This is a genomic window from Pseudomonas sp. LBUM920, from assembly GCF_003852315.1.
Taxonomy (GTDB): domain Bacteria; phylum Pseudomonadota; class Gammaproteobacteria; order Pseudomonadales; family Pseudomonadaceae; genus Aquipseudomonas.
Window position 1 is genome coordinate 4,342,258 of record NZ_CP027762.1, and the last position, 18,471, is coordinate 4,360,728.

Here is an 18,471-nt window from a genome sequence, read left to right on the forward strand (position 1 = left end):
TGGGGTGTCTAGTTGCGAGAAAGTATGGCTATTTGGAACTACTGGCCAATACCGGAGAAGTGCCATTAGTTCGCCACGCCGCAGTCGGGGTTAACCGGGTTAATCGACTGAAAGTTGTAAATCTAGTTCCTGATGGCTGGAAACAAACTGAAAAGAATACGCATTAGCTGTCCCGGATTTCCGGTACAGCCCTTGATTTAGAGCCTTTAAGTGAATCAACAGAATTGGGCTAGTTGCAATTAGCCACTTCGCTAGTTATTCAAGTGCTCTCACGTTCAATCAAGCGACACTCCAGAAGATTCAATCGCACAACTTCATCCTCCACCGGTAGAACACCCAAACTTTCAAGTACCCGCGTGGCGGCTAATATTCCGATTTCCAAAGCCGGCGGTTTTATCGTGCTCAGACTCGGCAAAAGCATTTCGGCAAAGGGGTAATCACCAAAACCGAGCACGGCGCAGTCTTGCGGGATGTTCAATCCGGCACGCTGGCCCGCCAGCAAACCACCGGCGGCGAGGTTGTCGTTGGCGAAGAAAATCGCATCCGGCGGCGTGGCGTGGCTCATCAGCACCTGCATTGCCTGCTTGCCGGCTTCGAAAGGCGCCAGGTCCGCCTGCGGGGCATACACCCAAGGCTGCATACCCAGTTCGGTGACAGTGGCGGCATAACCGTCGCGCCGCTCCAGCGCGCTGAAGTCGCCGGGCGCACTGTTCTGCACGAAGACGATACGCCGATACCCTTTGGCATGCAGGTAGCGCGCAGCGCGGACGCCCACCTCGTAATGGGAGAAGCCAATCTGCAAGGGTTCGCGCGCGGGCACGTAATCCCAGGTTTCCACCACCGGAATGTCTGCCTCAGCGATCATCTTTTCAGTGCCCGCGCTGTGGAAACGACTGGTCAGCACCAACGCCGCCGGCGACCACCCGAGAAACGCGCGCACCGCGCTTTCTTCCTGGTCGGCGCTGAAGTAACTGGACGCCAATAGCAGCTGATAACCATGGCGGCTCAGCGTGTCACTGAAGCCCTGAATGGTGTTGGCGAAGATCGGCCCGGAGATGTTGGGAATCACCATGGCCACGATGCGACCGCGCGCCGAGGCCAACCCGCCGGCCACCAGATTGGGCACATAACCCAACTCGGCCACCACCGCTGCGATGCGCTCCCGGCGCTCTGGCGAGACCTGCTCTGGCTGATTGAAATAGCGCGACACGGTGATCGCCGACACCCCGGCCTGGCGCGCCACGGTATTGAGAGTGACGCGCCCGGCGCCACGGCGTTTGCGCGGTTTTTCTTCGCTCAAGAGGCAATCCTGTTAAACACAAAAAGGCATATAGGACTAATTTTTTAGTATTTGACGCTCTAAACCAGACCTAACAATAATGCCGATGTTAGCGCTAACAAAGCGCTTTGTCTGCTACTCGCTCGAGCGAATGCCCAAGACACGACACAGGCGCTGACGGTCGCAGAACCGCAGCGGTTCAGGGCATTTTTCGAGCGGGCACAGCATGCACAACTTTCCACGTCACACTCATTTATTGTTTCTCGCCGGGCTGACCGCCCTCCGCGCGCCGGGCGTATTTGCCGCCGATGAGCAAGAACCCACGCTCAAATCCGTCACTGTCACCGCGACGCGGCGTGAAGAGTCACTGCAAAAAGTCCCGGTGGCGGTTTCGGTGCTCGATGGCGAGCAACTGGAGCGCGACAACCGCAACGGCGTGGCGAGCATCGTGCAGCAAGTGCCGTCACTGAACTTTCGCACCGGCGCGTCGAACAAGGACACCTCGTTGTTCGTGCGCGGCGTGGGCACCATTTCCACCTCCCCAGGCGTTGAACCGACCGTGGCCACCGTGATCGACGGCGTGGTGTATGCGCGTCCGGGCCAGGCCACCCTCGACCTGCTGGACCTTGAGCGCATCGAAGTGCTGCGCGGCCCGCAAGGCACCCTGTTCGGCAAGAACGCCTCGGCCGGTGTACTGAACATCACCAGCAAGGCCCCCACCGCCGAGACCCACGGCTATATCGACCAGTCGTATTACAGCGGCAATGAAAGTCGCACGCGTTTCGGCATTGGCGGCAGCCTGGTGCCGGACGTGCTCAAGGGCTCGATCAGCACGCTGTTCGGCAGTTACGACGGTAATGTGGATAACAAAAATAACGGCCAGGAGGTCAACGGCTACAACCACAAAGGTATTCGCGGCAAGCTGGAATTCACCCCCAGTGATGAGGTGAAACTGACCTTGATCGCCGACTACATGCAAGCCCACGATGACGGCCCGAACGGCGTGGTGAGCAAGTCGCTGACACCCGCGTTTGCCAATGCGTTGAGCCCGGTGCGTGCGTCCAGCGACAACCGCAATATCAACACCGACACGCGCAGCCATGTCGAAGACACCAATAAAGGGTTATCGGCGCAGCTGGACTGGAACCTGGGCGACTACACCCTGACCTCGATCACCGCCTGGCGCGGCTGGGACAACACCCAATACCAGGATGGCGACCGCCTAAGCACCGTAACCGCCGCCTTCCCCGGCACCGCCGACAAGGGCGAGCTGGCCTTCGACCAGTACTCCCAGGAACTGCGCCTGGCCTCGCCCAAGGGTGAATTCCTGGAGTACGTCGGTGGCCTGTTCTACATGCATGGCAAGGACGAGGAGACCTACCAGCGCACGCTGACCACCCCGACGCGCACCGACCGCGGGATTGCCGACTACAGCACCACCAGTGACAGCTACGCGGCATTCGGTGAAACCACGCTGAATTTCACCTCACGCTTTCGCGGCATCGCCGGCCTGCGGTATACCCACGACGACCTGAAATACGATCACCGCCGCGTTTCCACCTCCTCCACCACGGTGAGTGGCATTCAACCTTCCACCCGCAGTGCCGGTTCGGTAGACGAGGACGGCTGGTCCGGGCGGCTGGGCGTGCAATACGACATCAGCGACAGCATCACCAGCTACCTGACCTACTCACGTGGCTACAAAGGCCCGGCGTACAACGTGTTTTTCAATATGCAGCCGCGCGACACCAATGCGCTCAAGCCGGAAACCTCCAACACCTGGGAAGCCGGGATCAAGGCCACCAGCTGGAACAATCGCCTGACCACCAACCTTGCGGTCTTCCACAGCGACTACGACAACTACCAGGCCAACTTTTTCGACACGGTCGCAGACCAAGTCGTGACGCGCCTGATCAACGCCGGCAGCGTCAGCACTGAAGGTGTCGAACTCGATTACGCCTTGCAGGCCACCCAGCAACTCAAGCTGTCCGGGGCCCTGGCCTACACCCGTGCGCGTATTGACGAATTCGCCTGCCCCGCCGGTGCGGCAGCCACGTGCAACGTGAATGGCAAACCACTGCCGTTCAGCCCGGACTGGAAAAGCTACGTGCGCGCCGACTACAGCATCCCGCTGGAGAACGGCCTGGACGTTGAGCTGGGCACCGACTACAGCTGGCAGAGCGAAGTGCAGTACGACATCAGCCAGAACGTCGACACCAAACAAGGCGCCTATGGCATCTGGAACGCCAGCGTGGCCCTGGCCGATTACAGCAATGGCTGGCGCGTGGCGCTGCTGGCGAAGAACCTCGCCGACAAGTCTTATTCACCGTTGCTGGCCAGCGGCGGCAACTACATCTACCGCGCCGTGCCCCGTGACGATGAACGTTACTTCGGCGTGCAATTGCGCAAGGATTTTTAAGCATGAGCCGTCAATTGAAACTCGGCGCCTTTCTCATGGCCACCGGGCACCACGTCGCCGCCTGGCGCCACCCGGACGTGCCGGCCAACGCCGGGCTGGATTTCGCCCAGTACAAACGCCTGGCGCAGATCGCCGAGGCGGCCAAGTTCGACGCGCTGTTTGTGGCCGACAGCATTGCCGCCGCCACGGGTGACATCGCCAGCCAGATGGCGCGTTCGGATCACTTCGAGCCGCTGACATTGCTCTCGGCGTTGAGTGCGGTAACGGCGCATATCGGCCTGATCGCCACGGCGACCACCAGCTACAACGAGCCCTACCACGTGGCCCGCAAATTCGCCTCGCTGGACCACCTGTCCGGCGGGCGCGCGGGCTGGAACCTGGTGACCTCGGACAATGCCGCCGAGGCGCAGAATTTTGGCCGCGACGAACACCTGGGCCATCGCGAGCGTTACAGCCGGGCGCGGGAATTTCATCAGGTGGTGACCGGGCTGTGGGACAGCTGGGAAGACGATGCTTTTGTGCGCAACAAGGCCAGCGGCCACTACTACGACCCGGCGAAATTGCATGTGCTGGACCACGTCGGCGAGCATTTTCGGGTCAAGGGTCCGTTGAACGTGGCCCGCTCGCCGCAAGGCCAGCCGGTGGTCGTGCAGGCGGGTTCTTCCGAAGCCGGCCGGGAGCTGGCCGCGCAGACCGCCGAGGTGGTGTTCACCGCGCAAACTTCGCTGGCTAATGCGCAGGCGTTTTATGCCGACCTCAAAGGCCGCCTGGGCGGCTATGGGCGTGAGGCCGACGCGCTGAAAATCATGCCCGGCGTGTTTGTGGTGGTGGGGCCAACCGAGGCTGAGGCACAGGCGAAATTCGAGGCGTTCCAGGCGTTGGTCGAGCCCGAGGTGGGCGTGGCCTTGCTGGGGCGGATGCTGGGTAATTTCGACCTGTCCAAATACCCGTTGGACGGGCCGTTGCCGTCGCTGCCATTGACCGGCAGTGGGCAACGCAGCCGCCAGCAATTGCTCAGTGACCTGGCGAGCCAGGAGCAACTGACGCTGGCACAACTGGGCCGGCGGATTGCCGGTGGTCGCGGGCATTACAGCCTGATCGGCACGCCGCTGCAGGTTGCCGATGAGCTGCAACGCTGGTTCGAAAACGGTGCGGCCGATGGTTTCAATATCCTGGTGCCGCATTTGCCGGGAGGGCTTGAGGATTTTGCCCAATGGGTGGTGCCCGAGCTGCAGCGGCGCGGCCTGTTCCGGACCGAATACACCGGCAGCACACTCAGGGAACACCTCGGTTTAGTGCGCCCGGCGAATCGTTTCAAGGCGGCTCAGGCATGAAAATCCCTTTGCTGTTGCTGACTCTGCTGGCCGTCACCCACACCGCGCTGGCGGCCGACCCCGCCACCCTGCGCATCGGCTATCAGAAAGGCTCTATCGCCCTGGTACTCGCCAAGGAACATGGTTTGCTGGAAAAACGCTTTGCGCACACCGCGGTGAAATGGGTCGAATTCCCCGCCGGCCCTCAGATGCTCGAAGCGCTGAACGTGGGCGCACTGGATGTAGGCTCTACCGGCGATATCCCGCCGCTGTTCGCACAAGCGGCCGGTGCCGACCTGGTCTACATCGGCGCCGAACCGCCCAAGCCAACCGCCGAAACAATCCTGGTGCGCAACGACAGCCCGCTGCACTCGGTTGCCGACCTCAAGGGCAAGAAAGTGGCGTTCCAGAAGGGCTCCAGCGCCCACAACCTGATCCTGCGCGCCTTGAATAAAGCCGGCCTGCGCTATCAGGATATTCAACCGGTGTACTTGCCCCCGGCCGACGCGCGCGCGGCGTTCGAGCAAGGCAGCGTGGACGCCTGGGCGATCTGGGAACCCTATTCGTCATTGGCGTTGAGCCAGAGCCCGACCCATGTGCTGGCCAACGGCGAGGGCCTGGGTTTGTCGGGGCCGATGTACACCGCGCGGCGTGAGTATGCGCAGGCGAACGGCGCGTTTATCCATGCGCTGCTGGGTGAACTCAGTGCCGCTGAAGCGCTCACCCGCAGCCAGCGTGAAGACAGCTTGAAGGTGCTGACCGCCTTTATGGGCCTGCCTGCCGAGGTGATTGCCCGCTATATGGATAACCGCCCGCCTTCGCCGATCCTGCCGATTGACGAGACGATTGTGCAGGCACAGCAGGCGACGGCGGATCTGTTTTATCAGAACCGTTTGTTGCCCAAGGCCATTGAAGTGAAGAAAGCCGTGTGGAGCGCTCAAGCCAACTGAGGCCCAGCCGTGCGGGAGCGGGATTGCTCGCGAACAGCGCGTGTCAGCCAACACATCAGGTGACTGACCCACCGCATTCGCGAGCAAGCCCGCTCCCACAGTTTTTGACTGCATGTCACATCAAGTCATCCGGGCACGGCGGTCAGTAGCAGGCTAAACACGGTCAACCTGTGGGAGCTGGCTTGCCTGCGATAGCGGTGGATCAGCCAGTTTAGTTAGCACAAACCCACCGCTTTCGCAGGCACGCCAACTCTCACACTTTGAATGGCGTCAGGCTTGATTTCGGGTGCTTTTTTCCACGAGGCACATCGGTGTGCCGGCCACCGGCTCGCGCATGATCTGCACCTGCACATCGAATACTTGACGCATCAGTTCGGCGCTGATGACTTCGGCGGGCGCGCCGTGCGCGACCAGTTTGCCGCCGCGCATCACCGCCAGGTGGTCGGCATAGCGGCAGGCCTGGTTGATGTCGTGGAGCACGGTGATCACGGTCTTGCCTTCGGCGGCCAGTTCGCCCATCAGGTCGAGCAGTTCGACCTGGTGACTGATGTCGAGGTAGGTGGTGGGTTCGTCGAGCAGCACCACCGGTGCGTTCTGCGCCAGCACCATGGCCAGCCACGCGCGTTGGCGCTGGCCTCCGGACAAGTCCGCCAGGGCGCGGTCGGCCAGGGCGTCGAGTTCCAGGCGCTGCATGGCTTGTGTCACGTGGGCCTGGTCGTTGCCGCTCAGGCGCCCCCACAGCGAGTTGTGCGGGCTGCGGCCGTAAGCGATCAGTTGGCGCACGCTGACGCCCTCCGGCACCGGCAGCACCTGGGGCAAAAATGCGATTTGTTGTGCCAGTTGGCGGGCGGACAGGCTGGCGTAGGCGTTATCCCCCAACGTCAACTCGCCCTGGGTTGGCTTGAGGATGCGCGCGAAGGCCTTGAGCAAGGTGGACTTGCCGCAGCCATTGGGCCCGATCAACGCAGTGACACGCCCCGGTGGCGGCGCGAACGACAACCCCTGCACGATGCGCGTGGCACCGTAGCCGATGTCGAGTTGATGTGCTTTTAAAATGCTCATGTCATCAGCCCTTGAACCGTGCCAGCAACCAAAGAAAGTACGGCGCGCCGATCACCGCCGTCAGAACCCCTGCGGGGATTTCGCTGGGCGCGATCAGTGTGCGCCCGAGGGTGTCGGCCAGCACCAGCAACAGCGCGCCGATCAGCATCGCCGCCGGCAGCACATACAGGTGATGCCCGCCGACCAGCCGCCGCGCCATGTGCGGCGCGACCAGGCCGATAAACCCAATCGGCCCGATCACCCCCACGCCCAGGCTGGTCAGGACCACCGCGCACGCCATCGCCAGCCAACGCGTGCGGGTCAGTGCGGTGCCCAGGCTGTGGGCGGCTTCGTCACCCAGGGCGATCAGGTTCAGCGGTTTGGCCAGGCACAGGCCCAACGGAATCAGCAGCAGAAACGGCAGCACCAGCGCCACGTGGTGCCAGTTGCGGCTCCACAAACTGCCGGTCAATGCGAGCAAGGCGGTGTTGATATCCAGCGGATGGGAGAGGATCAGAAACTCGGTCACGCTGGACAACGTGACCGCAATCGCCACGCCCGACAGCGCGAAACGCACCCCGGAAAAACTCACGCCGGTGTTGTACAGCGCGAGCAGCAAGGCGCCGCCGGCACCGCCGAGGCAGGCCACCAGAGGCAGCCAGGCAATCGGCATGTGCGGCCAGCCGATGATCGCCACCGTGAGTGCCAGCCCGGCGCCCTGAGTGACGCCGAGGATTTCCGGCGAGGCCAGCGGGTTGCGAATCACACCCTGGACGATCGCCCCGGCCAGGCCGAACGCGCAGCCGGCGAGGATGGCGATCAGGCTGCGTGGCAGGCGATGGTTCCACACTTCGAAGTCGAGGGCGTTGTGGGCCAACAGGCGGTCCAGCACCGTTTCCGGCGTGAGCCACACCGTGCCGGCACTGAGGCTGACACCGGTCGCCACCAGCAACATGCCGAGCAGCAGCCATAGGCGCAATCGGGGTTGGCTCATAGCGCGCGCCTGGCAAGAAAGAGGAAGAACGGCGCACCGATCAGCGCGGTCACCACACCCGCCGGGGTCTCCACCGGAAAGGCCACGGCGCGGCTGAGCAGGTCGGCGCCGAGTACGATCACCGCGCCCAGGGCCGCACTCAGCGGGATCAGCCAGCGGTAGTCATTGCCGAGAAATTGCCGAATGATATTCGGCGCGATCAGCCCGACAAAACCGATGGGGCCGACGGCGCAGACGCTGGCCCCCACCAGCAACAGGCTGGCGAAAAATACCTGCAGACGCAGGCTGGCGATGCCCACGCCCAGCGAGCGTGCAGCGTCTTCGCCCAGGTTGATCAGGTTCAGGCGCGGCGCGCACCACAGCGCCCACAGGCCGCCGATCAAGGTGCAAGGCCAGAGTAATTGCACCTGTGCCGCGCCGACGTTGGCCAGGGAACCGGCCAGCCAGTTCAGCACGCTCTGTGCCTGAGCCTCGACCAGAATCACCGTGAGCCGGGTCAATGCTGCGCACAGCGCCGCCACGGCCACGCCGGCCAATACCAGCCGACCTTGGGCAGTGGTTGGCGACCACGCACCGCCCAGACTGAATACGGTGACCCAGGCCAAGGCGCCGCCCACGCAGGTCATCAACAATGCGCCGCCGGCAAAGGGTGGCGCGACCAAGCCGGTCGAGAACAATGCCAACCCGAGCGCCGCACCCGCCGTTACGCCAAACAGCGACGGCGATGCCAGACGGTTGCGGGTAATGCCCTGCATGAGCGCACCGGCCAGGCCCAGGCAGGCCCCGACCAATGCCGCGCATACCGCTCGCGGCACCCGCAACTGGGCGACGATATAGGCCATATTGCCGCCCACGCTGCCCTGGTGAACCAAGCCATTCCAGGCATCCGCCGCCGTGATGGTGAACGGTGACCAGCTGTACAAAGAGAGCCAGAACACTAAAGCGCCCAGCAGCACGATACTCGCTGCCGCGAGACTTCGGCCCATGCTTATTGGCTCAGTACGGCTTTGCCGCCTTTGAGAATTGCCAGGGCGTCTTCGGCGATTTGCTCCGAGGCCAACACACCGCGATTGCGCGCCCAGCTGTCGCCGTCGACTTCGGCCACATGGTGGTTACGCACCGCACCGAGCACTTGCCACAGCGGCTGCTTGCTCCAGGTGTCGACGATGCTTGGGCGGCGGTAGTGGCCGACCAGCAACCAGCCCGGATCCAGCGCGAGCAATTGCTCCAGGCTGACAAACTCGGTAGGAGCTGCTTTGGCGCGCACCGACGGGACTTTCAGGCCGATGGCCTGCAGCACGCTGCCGGCGTAGGAGTCCGGGCCGTGCACGGAAAAGCTGTCTTCCCGGGCGACGCCAAACAGCACGCTGGCACCGGTGGGTATCTGCTTGGCAATTGCCTGCAAATGCTCGCGGTTCTGCGCGATACGCGCCGCCATCTGCGGGCTTTTGCCCAGGGCCTTGCCGATCAGCTCGGCGGATTTGAGGCTGCCCTCGTAATCCTCACCGCGCGAAGGCAACAGCAAGGTTGGCGCGATGCTCGACAGGTCGCTGTACAGCGCCTGGTGACGATTGAGATCGGCGACGATCAGGTCCGGCTTGAGCCGGGCGATTTCCTCGATGCTCGGCTGCGAGCGCAGGCCCACGGATGTCCATTGGCCGATGGCCTGGCGCACGCGCGGCAACACTCGGTTGGCGTCGCCATCATCGGCAGCGCCTACGGGCGTAACGTCAACGGCGGCGAGGCTGTCGAGAAAGGAAAACTCCAGCACCACCACGCGCTTGGGCGCATCCGGCAAGTGCACTGCGTGCTGGCCATCATTGAGGTCGATGGGCGCGGCGCTTAACACACTGGATGAGAACGCCAGGAGGCAGGCGGCAAGGGTCGGGATGGAGCGCAACATTCGCATGACAGGGACCTCGGCGTTGGAACACCCCGGCTGGACAGGCTGGGGAAAACGGCGGGTACTATTCCATATCAGGGCGATGCAATCAAAAAACATTCTTATTAACGCTTTTTCATTTACAGGCGCTGTACACATCCTGTGGGCAGTTGGGCGGCTGTGGCGAGCGGGCTTGCTCCGCGTTGGGCTGCGCAGCAGCCCCTATACAGTCACCGCAGTTTTTTCAGTCAGAACGCATTGTCAGGTTTTGGGGCCGCTTCGCAGCCCAACGCGGGGCAAGCCCGCTCGCCACATCAAGCCCGCTTGGCTTCAAGTTGCGCAGTTAGAAGTCGACGGTGGCCGAGAGCAAGTACGTGCGCGGCGTCGACAGGGTCAATCCCGGTTCGCTGTCATCCGAGGCCCCGGCCGAGCTCCAGTAGCGTTTATCGGCGACGTTTTCGATATTGGCGCGCAAGGTGATGTGTTTGTCATCCACCTTAAAGGCATAACGCGCACCGACGTCGATACGGTTCCAGGCGTCAATTTCTTTCACATTGGACTGATCCAGGTACTGCGAGCTGGAATAAATGCCCCGGCTGGTCAGGGTCAAACCCTCGAGCGTCGGCACATCCCATTCCGCCCCCAGGTTCACGTTGTACTTGGGCGTGGCCGGTGCGCGGTTGCCGTCGTAAGTGCCATTGGTGGTATGGGTCAGCTCGCTGTCGATGTACATCACGCCACCGAGCAGACGAAAGCCCTTGAGCGGCTCGCCAAACACACTCAGCTCCACCCCGTCGTTCTGGCGTTTGCCGTTGGGGCCGAACACCCGCGTGGTCGCGTTGGTTTCATAGGCTGGCTGCTTGATGCGGAATACGGCGGCGGTAACAGCAAAGGCGCCCGCGTCGTATTTGGCACCGACTTCGACCTGCCGGCTGATGAACGGCGGGAAGATTTCGTCTTCGTTGATCGAGGTAGAAGGTGCGATTTTGCCTTGGCTCAGGCCTTCCATGTAGTTGGCATACAGCGACAACGTGTCGGTGGCCTTGAAGAGGATGCCACCCGACGGCGAGATTTTTTCCTCGTCATAGGCGGTGTCACCTTTGACGTTGTCGGTCCAGTCGTCCACCTTCACCCGCTGCCAGCGCGCGCCAAGGGTCAGCAGCAATCGGTCGTCGAAGAAACCCAGGGTGTCGGACAGCGCGACACCGCTGAACTTATTCTCTGTGTAGACCTTGGAATCAAAGCGCGTCGGCCGCGAGGGGGTCGGGGTTTGCACCGGATCATAGAGGTCACTTGGCGCCGCCGCGTAGCGCGCCCCGCCGTTTTCAAAGTCCATATAGAAGTAGCTGGCAGCCAGGTTGAGCTCATGGCTGACGGGGCCGGTGTGGAACCAGCTGCGCATGCCCGCCGTGGCGGTGCGCACGTTTTCGTCGCGGGTAAAATCACGCGGCTGCACGCTGAAATCCCCGGCATTGTTGGTGACGGACACGGCGTGGCGCAGGAAATCGTGATTACTTTTACGCGCGCCGACACCGCCGTAGAGCATCACGCTATCAGTGAGGTCGAACTCGCCGTTGACGGTACCGAACGTGTCATCGGTGCTGGCCTTGCTCCAGGGTTGCGCGTAGTTGCGGCGCACATCGCTGGCACTCGGCACGCGGGCATTGGGGCCGATCTGCACACGCTCCTGCGGGGCATCGGTGTCACGCTCGGTGTGACCGATGTCGGTAGAAAGGCGCAGGCGTTCACCACGAAAATCCAGGCCCAGAACGGCCATCTCACGGTCGACGCTCTGGTGGTCCCATTCGGTGTCGCCGGACTGCTTCACGCCGTTGAAACGGATGCCGAATTTGTTGTCCTCACCAAAGCGCCGGCCCACGTCCACCGCGCCGCCGGCCTGGCTGTCGGAGGCCCAGGTGCCGGTGAACGAATTGATGTCTTTGTCGGTGGCGCGCTTGGGCACCACGTTGATTCCGCCGCCGACGCTGCCGCGCGGTGAGATGCCGTTGATCAACTGGCTCGGGCCCTTGAGGATATCGACGCGCTCGGCCATTTCCATGTCGATGGTGTACGTCGGCAACACGCCGTACAGGCCGTTGTAGGCCACATCACTGTTGAACAGACTGAATCCGCGAATGGTGAACTGCTCATAGCGTCCACCGGCCGGGTTGGTGGCGCGCACTGAAGGGTCGCTGGCGATCAGGTCGCCGAGGGTGCGGGCCTGCTGGTTCTTCACCGCTTCCTCGGTGTAGGTGGTCATGCTGAACGGCGTTTCCATGAAGTCCCGCGAACCGAGCAAGCCCTGCGAGCCACGACGCGCCACTTGGCCGCCGGCGTAGGTATCGCCGCCCTCCTGCCCGGTGCTGCCGATGATTGAAGTCGGCGCCAATTGCAGGCTGCTGCCGTCGGGCGCCGGCACCAGCCTGTATGCCTGCTCACCCATCGGTTGCAACTGCAGGCCGGAGCCTTGCAACAAGTAAGCAAAGCCCTCCTCCACGCCATATTCGCCGGCCAGGCCGCTGCTGCTGCGACCGCTGACCAACGCAGGATCTACCGACAGATTGACCCCCGACAGCCCGGCAAAACGGGTCAAGGCTGCGCTCAGGCTGCCGGCCGGCACCTGGTAGCTGCGCCGAGCACTGCTGTCTTCGGCATAGCTGATCGGGACGAATAATGGGCTGGCACTGAGGCTCAGCATCAAGCTCAAGTTCAATAACGGGCGCAGGCGCAAAGGTGGGACGGCGGGCATTGGCGGAAGCTCTCGATTTGATTCACTTGCCATGAATGACAGGCGAGGTGAAAAAAAGGGACAGGCTTCGGCCATTTTTTTCAGGCAGTAAAGCGCTCAACTGACCGGTACCTCCGGCCCCAGCTTGACCCGGTCCAGCGTCATCAGAGCCTTGAACCACTTCAGGTTGGGGTGCTCGGCGAAGATCCGGCGGGCCAGCGCCTGGTATTTCTGCAGGCTGGCGACATTCAGTATCAGCACGACATCCACGTCGCCGGTGGCGCAGAGATGGGACTGTCGCTGTTGGCGGTGCCTGGCGGTTAAGCGCTTACGTGTCAGGGTTATCCCGGCAAATACCCTGGGTATTTTCGTCTTGCATAGAAGCCACCCATTGCTCAGGATGGCGGCCTGATTTCAACCTCTGCAAGAAGGCTCGACGCATGAAACTATTGCGTAAATGGCGCGAACACCAAGCGCGCAAGGCATTACGCGCGCTCTCCCCCCTGGAGCGTTCGACGCAAAAACTGCGCAACCGTTACCCCGACTACAGCTTTGGCATCGGCACCTACGGTGACCTGAAGGTTCACGACTGGCATGAAGGTACGACCTTGCGCGTAGGCGCTTACACGTCCATTGCCGGCAACGTCGAAGTGTATCTCGGCGGCCACCATCGCACTGATTGGCTCAGCTGCTATCCCTTCCCGGCCAAGGTTAAAAGCCTCGCGCACATCACTGATTTTGGTGGCAGCAAGGGCGACGTGATCATTGGCAATGATTGCTGGATCAGCTCGCACGCGAAGATTCTGTCCGGCGTCACCATCGGCAATGGCGCGGTCGTCGCGGCGGGCTCGATTGTGACCAAGGACGTTGCCCCTTACGCCATCGTGGGCGGCAACCCCGCCAAACATATCCGCTGGCGCTTCGATGAGCCCACCCGCCAGATCCTCGAACAGTCCGCCTGGTGGGAATGGCCGGAAACCGAGGTGCGCGCGATCGCTCATTTGCTCTGCAGCACGGATATCGACCCGTTTGTGGATTACCTCAAGCAGCGCGCCACCGGCGCCTGACGCATGCCGACAGGCAGCCATGCAAAACTGGCGCGCATGAAAAAGCCCAACCTTTTCAGGTTGGGCTTGATCAAGAATATGGTCGGGACGGAGTGATTCGAACACTCGACCCCTAGCACCCCATGCTAGTGCGCTACCGGACTGCGCTACGCCCCGACTAGGCGTGTTACTGGGTTCGCTTCGTTACGAAGCGATCCGGAATATACCGCAAGCTTTTGAAATGTGGAAGTATTTTAAAAGCCGACGTTATTTCTTCAAAACCACCAGCACATCTTCGAGTTCGGAGATCATCTGGCGGATCAGTTGCTTGTATTGGGTGGTGTCGTCTTTGGCTTCATCACCGGACATGCGCTGACGCGCGCCACTGATGGTGAACCCCTGGTCGTACAGCAACGCACGGATCTGTCGGATCATCAGCACATCCTGGCGCTGATAATACCGACGGTTCCCGGTGCGTTTGACGGGGTTGAGTTGAGGAAACTCCTGCTCCCAATAGCGCAGCACGTGCGGCTTGACCGCACAAAGCTCGCTGACTTCACCAATGGTGAAGTAGCGTTTGCCTGGGATGACGGGTAGCTCGTCGTTATGACTTGGTTCCAGCATAAGCCTCAACTCGGGCCTTCAACTTCTGCCCTGGACGAAAGGTGACCACACGGCGAGCCGTGATCGGGATTTCTTCTCCCGTTTTTGGATTGCGGCCAGGCCGCTGGCGTTTGTCCCGCAGGTCAAAATTGCCGAAACCGGACAATTTGACCTGTTCGTTGTCTTCCAGAGCGTGCCTGATTTCTTCAAAAAACAGCTCGACCAATTCCTTGGCTTCGCGTTTGTTCAGACCCAGCTCTTCGTACAGACGTTCCGCCATCTCAGCTTTCGTCAAAGCCCCCATACGTCACTTCCTTAACGTGGCGTTCAACCTTTGTTCGAGCGAGGTGAGGATATTTTGTGTCGTGGTATTCACCTCATCGTCATTAAGAGTGCGCGATGGATGCTGCCAGGTCAAGCCAACTGCAAGGCTTTTTCTATGCGGATCAATGCCTTTACCCTGATAGACGTCAAATAGCCTGAGGTCTGTCAGCCATTCCCCTGCATTTTCACGGATTACATCCAGAACGGCAGTGGCGGCGACTTCGCGATCGGCGATCAGGGCCAGGTCACGACGCACTTCAGGGAAGCGCGACAACTCGCTGAATTTAGGCATCTTGCCCGACGCGACTTCCGCCAAGACTAGCTCAAAAACGAATACCGGACGGTCCAGACCGAGGGTTTTCGACAACTCCGGGTGGATGGCACCTACGTAGCCCACCAGGCGCCCTTCGCGTTCGATACGCGCAGTCTGGCCCGGATGCAACGCTGGGTGGCTGCCCGGCACGAACGTGAAATCGTCGAGCGCGCCAGCAAAGCCCAATACTGCTTCCACGTCAGCCTTGACGTCGAAGAAGTCCACGGCGTCGCGGCCTTGGGCCCAGCCCTCAGGCAGGCGGCTGCCGCACACCACGCCAGCCAGCATCGGCTCTTGTTTCAGGCCGTCGAGTTGGCCGACAAAACGCAGGCCGCTTTCGAACATGCGCACGCGGTCTTGCTGACGGTTCAGGTTGTGGGACAGTGCCTTTACCAAGCCCGGCCACAACGACGAACGCATGGCCGCCATGTCGTTCGAGATCGGGTTGGCCAACAGCAGTGGCTCGACGCCAGGGTTGAACAACTCGAACTGTTTAGGATCGATGAAGCTGTAGGTCACCGCCTCCTGGTAGCCACGGGCGACCAGCAGGCGACGCAACTCCGGCAAGTGCGCACGGGCCTCAGCTTTAGGCTGCGGCGCCAGGCGTGCTTGCGGGTAGCGAACCGGCAGGCGGTTGTAGCCATACAGCCGGGCCAGTTCTTCGATCAGGTCAACTTCCAGGCTGATATCGAAGCGATGGCTTGGCACTTCAACGTGCCACTGCCCTTCCCCGCCCGCGGTAATGCTCAGGCCGAGAGCCGACAGCAGCTGCTCGATTTGAGCCGGCTCAATCACCAGGCCGAGCATTTGCTCAACGCTCTTGGCGCGCAGGGTGATCGGAGCAACGGACGGCAGGTGCTGCTCGTTCACGGTTTCGGTGATCGGGCCAGCTTCGCCGCCGGTGATTTCCAGCAGCAGGCCAGTGGCGCGCTCCATGGCTTCACGGGCCAGCTTCCAGTCCACGCCACGCTCATAGCGGTGCGAGGCATCGGTGTGCAAGCCGTAGGAACGGGCCTTGCCAGCGATGGCGATCTGATCAAAGAACGCGCTTTCGAGGAAAATATCGCGAGTGGTCGCGGACACACCGCTGTGCTCGCCACCCATCACGCCGGCAATCGCCAGGGCCCGGGAATGGTCGGCGATGACCAGGGTATCGGCGCGCAGGCTGACTTCCTGGCCGTCGAGCAAGACGAGCTTCTCGCCTTCTTCGGCCATGCGTACGCGGATGCCGCCATTGATTTCGGCGAGATCGAACGCGTGCAGCGGTTGGCCCAGCTCCAACATCACGTAGTTGGTGATGTCGACGGCAGCGTCAATACTGCGTACGTCGGCGCGGCGCAAGCGCTCAACCATCCACAGCGGGGTTGGCTTGGACAGGTCGACGTTGCGGATGACACGGCCCAGGTAACGCGGGCAAGCGTTGGGAGCCAGGACCTCGATCGGGCGCACTTCATCATGCACAGCCGGCACGGCGGCAACTACCGGACGAGTAACCGGAGCGTTATACAACGCACCCACTTCACGTGCCAAACCGGCCAGGGACAGGCAATCGCCGCGGTTCGGGGTCAGGTCGACCTCGATGCTGGCGTCTTCGAGCTCCAGGTAAACGCGGATGTCCTGGCCCACTGGCGCGTCGGCCGGCAGTTCCATCAGGCCGTCGTTGCCTTCGCCCACTTGCAGTTCAGCCTGGGAGCACAGCATGCCGTTGGATTCAACGCCACGCAGCTTGGCTTTCTTGATCTTGAAGTCGCCTGGCAGTTCGGCGCCGATCATGGCAAACGGAATCTTCAGGCCCGGGCGCACGTTTGGCGCTCCGCATACGACCTGGAAGGTTTCGGTGCCATTGCTGACTTGACACACGCGCAATTTATCAGCATCAGGGTGCTGCTCGGTGCTCAGCACCTCGCCTACGACCACGCCGCTGAAAACACCGGCGGCCGGCGTGACGCTGTCGACCTCAAGACCGGCCATCGACAGACGAGCAACCAGCTCGTCGCGATCTACCTGCGGGCTTACCCAGCCACGCAGCCATTGTTCACTGAATTTCATCCTGCTCTCCTAAAGATTCGTTACGACTAGCGAAATTGCGCGAGGAACCGCAAGTCGTTGTCGAAGAACAGACGCAAGTCGTTCACGCCGTAACGCAGCATGGCCAGACGCTCAACGCCCATGCCGAAGGCAAAGCCCGAGAACTCTTCCGGGTCGATCCCGGACATGCGCAGCACGTTAGGGTGAACCATGCCGCAGCCCATCACTTCCAGCCAGCCGGTCTGCTTGCAGACGCGGCAGCCTTTGCCGCTGCACATCACGCATTCCATGTCGACTTCAGCGGACGGCTCGGTGAACGGGAAGAACGAAGGACGGAAACGCACCGCCAGCTCTTTCTCGAAGAACACCCGCAGGAATTCTTCGATGGTGCCTTTGAGGTCGGCAAAATTGATGTCGCGATCAACCAGCAGGCCTTCGACCTGGTGGAACATCGGCGAGTGGGTGATATCCGAGTCGCTACGGTACACACGGCCTGGGCAGACGATGCGGATCGGCGGCTTGTTCGCTTCCATGGTGCGGACCTGTACCGGCGAGGTATGGGTGCGCAACAGCATGTTTGCGTTGAAATAGAAGGTGTCGTGCATCGACCGGGCCGGGTGATGGCCTGGGATGTTGAGCGCCTCGAAGTTGTGATAGTCGTCTTCGACCTCAGGGCCTTCGGCAATGCCGTAGCCGATGTGGGTAAAGAACTGCTCGATACGTTCCAGAGTTCGGGTGATCGGGTGCAGACCGCCCGAGGCCTGACCACGGCCAGGCAGGGTCACGTCAATGGACTCGGCGGCGAGTTTGGCCGCAAGATCGGCCTCCTCGAGCGACGCCTTGCGCGCATTGAGAACCTCTGTGACACGCTCCTTGGCAACGTTGATCAGCGCACCGACTTGCGGACGCTCTTCAGCCGGCAAATTCCCCAGGGTCTTCATCACCTGAGTCAATTCACCTTTCTTGCCAAGGTAGTGAACCCGGATTTGCTCCAGGGCATTTACATCTTCAGCGCTTTGCACAGCCTCAAGGGCTTGAGCGACGAGCGCGTCCAGGTTTTCCATGTACAGACTCCAGATACAAAATAGGGGAAGAGCTTGAAGGCTCTTCCCCTATTTATGACGTTTACCACCGTGGGCTACAGGAGTAGCCCAAGGTGACTGTCGGGGGTACTTAAGCCAAGGTGGCTTTAGCTTTCTCGACAATCGCAGCAAACACCGCTTTATCGTTCACGGCCAGTTCAGCCAGAACCTTACGGTCGATTTCGATGGACGCTTTTTTCAGGCCAGCGATGAAACGGCTGTAGGACAGACCGTTAACACGAGCACCAGCATTGATACGAGCGATCCACAGAGCGCGGAACTGACGTTTTTTCTGACGACGGTCACGGTAGGCGTATTGGCCTGCCTTGATTACCGCTTGCTTGGCAACACGGAATACGCGCGAGCGTGCGCCGTAGTAGCCTTTAGCGAGTTTCAGAATTTTTTTGTGACGTTTACGGGCAATGACGCCACGCTTTACACGAGCCATGAGTTACTTCCTCTAGTCTTG

16 protein-coding genes and 1 tRNA gene are annotated in these 18,471 nt (G+C 61.4%); 4 read left to right on the forward strand and 13 right to left on the reverse strand.

Features of this window, described 5'->3' with window-relative positions; genetic code table 11:
* Positions 1 to 259 precede the first annotated feature (259 nt).
* Positions 260 to 1,300, reverse strand: coding sequence for a LacI family DNA-binding transcriptional regulator (locus C4J83_RS19990; protein ID WP_124418016.1), 1,041 nt, complete (start codon positions 1,298 to 1,300; stop codon positions 260 to 262).
* Between the two features lie 205 nt (positions 1,301 to 1,505).
* Here C4J83_RS19990 and C4J83_RS19995 point away from each other — a divergent pair, with 205 nt between their 5' ends.
* From C4J83_RS19995 to C4J83_RS20005, 3 genes are read left to right on the forward strand one after another with little or no spacing between them, the layout of a single operon-like run.
* The gene (locus C4J83_RS19995) at positions 1,506 to 3,698 is read left to right on the forward strand and encodes a TonB-dependent receptor (RefSeq protein ID WP_124418017.1); all 2,193 of its coding nucleotides are present in this window, start codon (positions 1,506 to 1,508) and stop codon (positions 3,696 to 3,698) included.
* 2 nt (positions 3,699 to 3,700) lie between these two features.
* Positions 3,701 to 5,032 carry an LLM class flavin-dependent oxidoreductase gene (locus C4J83_RS20000; RefSeq protein ID WP_124418018.1) on the forward strand — a complete coding sequence of 444 codons (1,332 nt, stop codon included), beginning with the start codon at positions 3,701 to 3,703 and terminating at the stop codon, positions 5,030 to 5,032.
* Positions 5,029 to 5,961, forward strand: a complete 933-nt coding sequence (locus tag C4J83_RS20005; RefSeq protein WP_124418019.1) for a sulfonate ABC transporter substrate-binding protein — start codon at positions 5,029 to 5,031, stop codon at positions 5,959 to 5,961. The genes C4J83_RS20000 and C4J83_RS20005 overlap by 4 nt, the downstream gene beginning before the upstream one ends.
* A gap of 270 nt (positions 5,962 to 6,231) precedes the next feature.
* Here C4J83_RS20005 and fecE read toward each other — a convergent pair whose 3' ends face one another.
* The 6 genes from fecE to C4J83_RS20035 form a co-directional block, all read right to left on the reverse strand.
* Entirely contained in the window at positions 6,232 to 7,023 is a 792-nt protein-coding gene (gene fecE, locus C4J83_RS20010; RefSeq protein WP_124418020.1) for a Fe(3+) dicitrate ABC transporter ATP-binding protein FecE, read from the reverse strand.
* A 4-nt stretch (positions 7,024 to 7,027) separates the two neighbouring features.
* Entirely contained in the window at positions 7,028 to 7,996 is a 969-nt protein-coding gene (locus C4J83_RS20015) for a FecCD family ABC transporter permease (protein ID WP_106580544.1), read from the reverse strand.
* Positions 7,993 to 8,982, reverse strand: coding sequence for an iron-dicitrate ABC transporter permease FecC (fecC, locus tag C4J83_RS20020; protein ID WP_106580543.1), 990 nt, complete (start codon positions 8,980 to 8,982; stop codon positions 7,993 to 7,995). Before fecC ends, C4J83_RS20015 begins: the two co-directional genes overlap by 4 nt.
* A 2-nt stretch (positions 8,983 to 8,984) precedes the next feature.
* Positions 8,985 to 9,899 carry a Fe(3+) dicitrate ABC transporter substrate-binding protein FecB gene (locus tag C4J83_RS20025; RefSeq protein ID WP_372239334.1) on the reverse strand — a complete coding sequence of 305 codons (915 nt, stop codon included), beginning with the start codon at positions 9,897 to 9,899 and terminating at the stop codon, positions 8,985 to 8,987.
* Between the two features lie 322 nt (positions 9,900 to 10,221).
* Positions 10,222 to 12,627 carry a TonB-dependent receptor gene (locus C4J83_RS20030; RefSeq protein WP_124418022.1) on the reverse strand — a complete coding sequence of 802 codons (2,406 nt, stop codon included), beginning with the start codon at positions 12,625 to 12,627 and terminating at the stop codon, positions 10,222 to 10,224.
* A 96-nt stretch (positions 12,628 to 12,723) separates the two neighbouring features.
* Positions 12,724 to 12,867 carry a hypothetical protein gene (locus C4J83_RS20035; RefSeq protein ID WP_177413711.1) on the reverse strand — a complete coding sequence of 48 codons (144 nt, stop codon included), beginning with the start codon at positions 12,865 to 12,867 and terminating at the stop codon, positions 12,724 to 12,726.
* Between the two features lie 179 nt (positions 12,868 to 13,046).
* Between C4J83_RS20035 and C4J83_RS20040 the strand changes: the two genes are divergently transcribed.
* Positions 13,047 to 13,673, forward strand: a complete 627-nt coding sequence (locus tag C4J83_RS20040) for a CatB-related O-acetyltransferase (RefSeq protein ID WP_106580540.1) — start codon at positions 13,047 to 13,049, stop codon at positions 13,671 to 13,673.
* Between the two features lie 79 nt (positions 13,674 to 13,752).
* Here C4J83_RS20040 and C4J83_RS20045 read toward each other — a convergent pair.
* The 6 genes from C4J83_RS20045 to rplT all read right to left on the reverse strand — a co-directional run bounded on the left by C4J83_RS20045 (position 13,753) and on the right by rplT (position 18,450).
* A tRNA-Pro gene (locus C4J83_RS20045) sits at positions 13,753 to 13,829 on the reverse strand.
* Between the two features lie 90 nt (positions 13,830 to 13,919).
* Complete coding sequence (locus tag C4J83_RS20050) at positions 13,920 to 14,276, reverse strand: MerR family transcriptional regulator (protein ID WP_003174972.1); 357 nt, start codon at positions 14,274 to 14,276, stop codon at positions 13,920 to 13,922.
* Positions 14,257 to 14,559 carry an integration host factor subunit alpha gene (gene ihfA / locus C4J83_RS20055; RefSeq protein WP_002553164.1) on the reverse strand — a complete coding sequence of 101 codons (303 nt, stop codon included), beginning with the start codon at positions 14,557 to 14,559 and terminating at the stop codon, positions 14,257 to 14,259. Before ihfA ends, C4J83_RS20050 begins: the two co-directional genes overlap by 20 nt.
* A gap of 3 nt (positions 14,560 to 14,562) precedes the next feature.
* Positions 14,563 to 16,941, reverse strand: coding sequence for a phenylalanine--tRNA ligase subunit beta (gene pheT / locus C4J83_RS20060; RefSeq protein ID WP_124418023.1), 2,379 nt, complete (start codon positions 16,939 to 16,941; stop codon positions 14,563 to 14,565).
* Between the two features lie 26 nt (positions 16,942 to 16,967).
* Complete coding sequence (gene pheS / locus C4J83_RS20065) at positions 16,968 to 17,984, reverse strand: phenylalanine--tRNA ligase subunit alpha (RefSeq protein WP_003192486.1); 1,017 nt, start codon at positions 17,982 to 17,984, stop codon at positions 16,968 to 16,970.
* Positions 17,985 to 18,093: 109 nt separating this feature from the next.
* Positions 18,094 to 18,450 carry a 50S ribosomal protein L20 gene (gene rplT, locus C4J83_RS20070; RefSeq protein ID WP_053257052.1) on the reverse strand — a complete coding sequence of 119 codons (357 nt, stop codon included), beginning with the start codon at positions 18,448 to 18,450 and terminating at the stop codon, positions 18,094 to 18,096.
* Between the last annotated feature and the right edge of the window lie 21 nt (positions 18,451 to 18,471).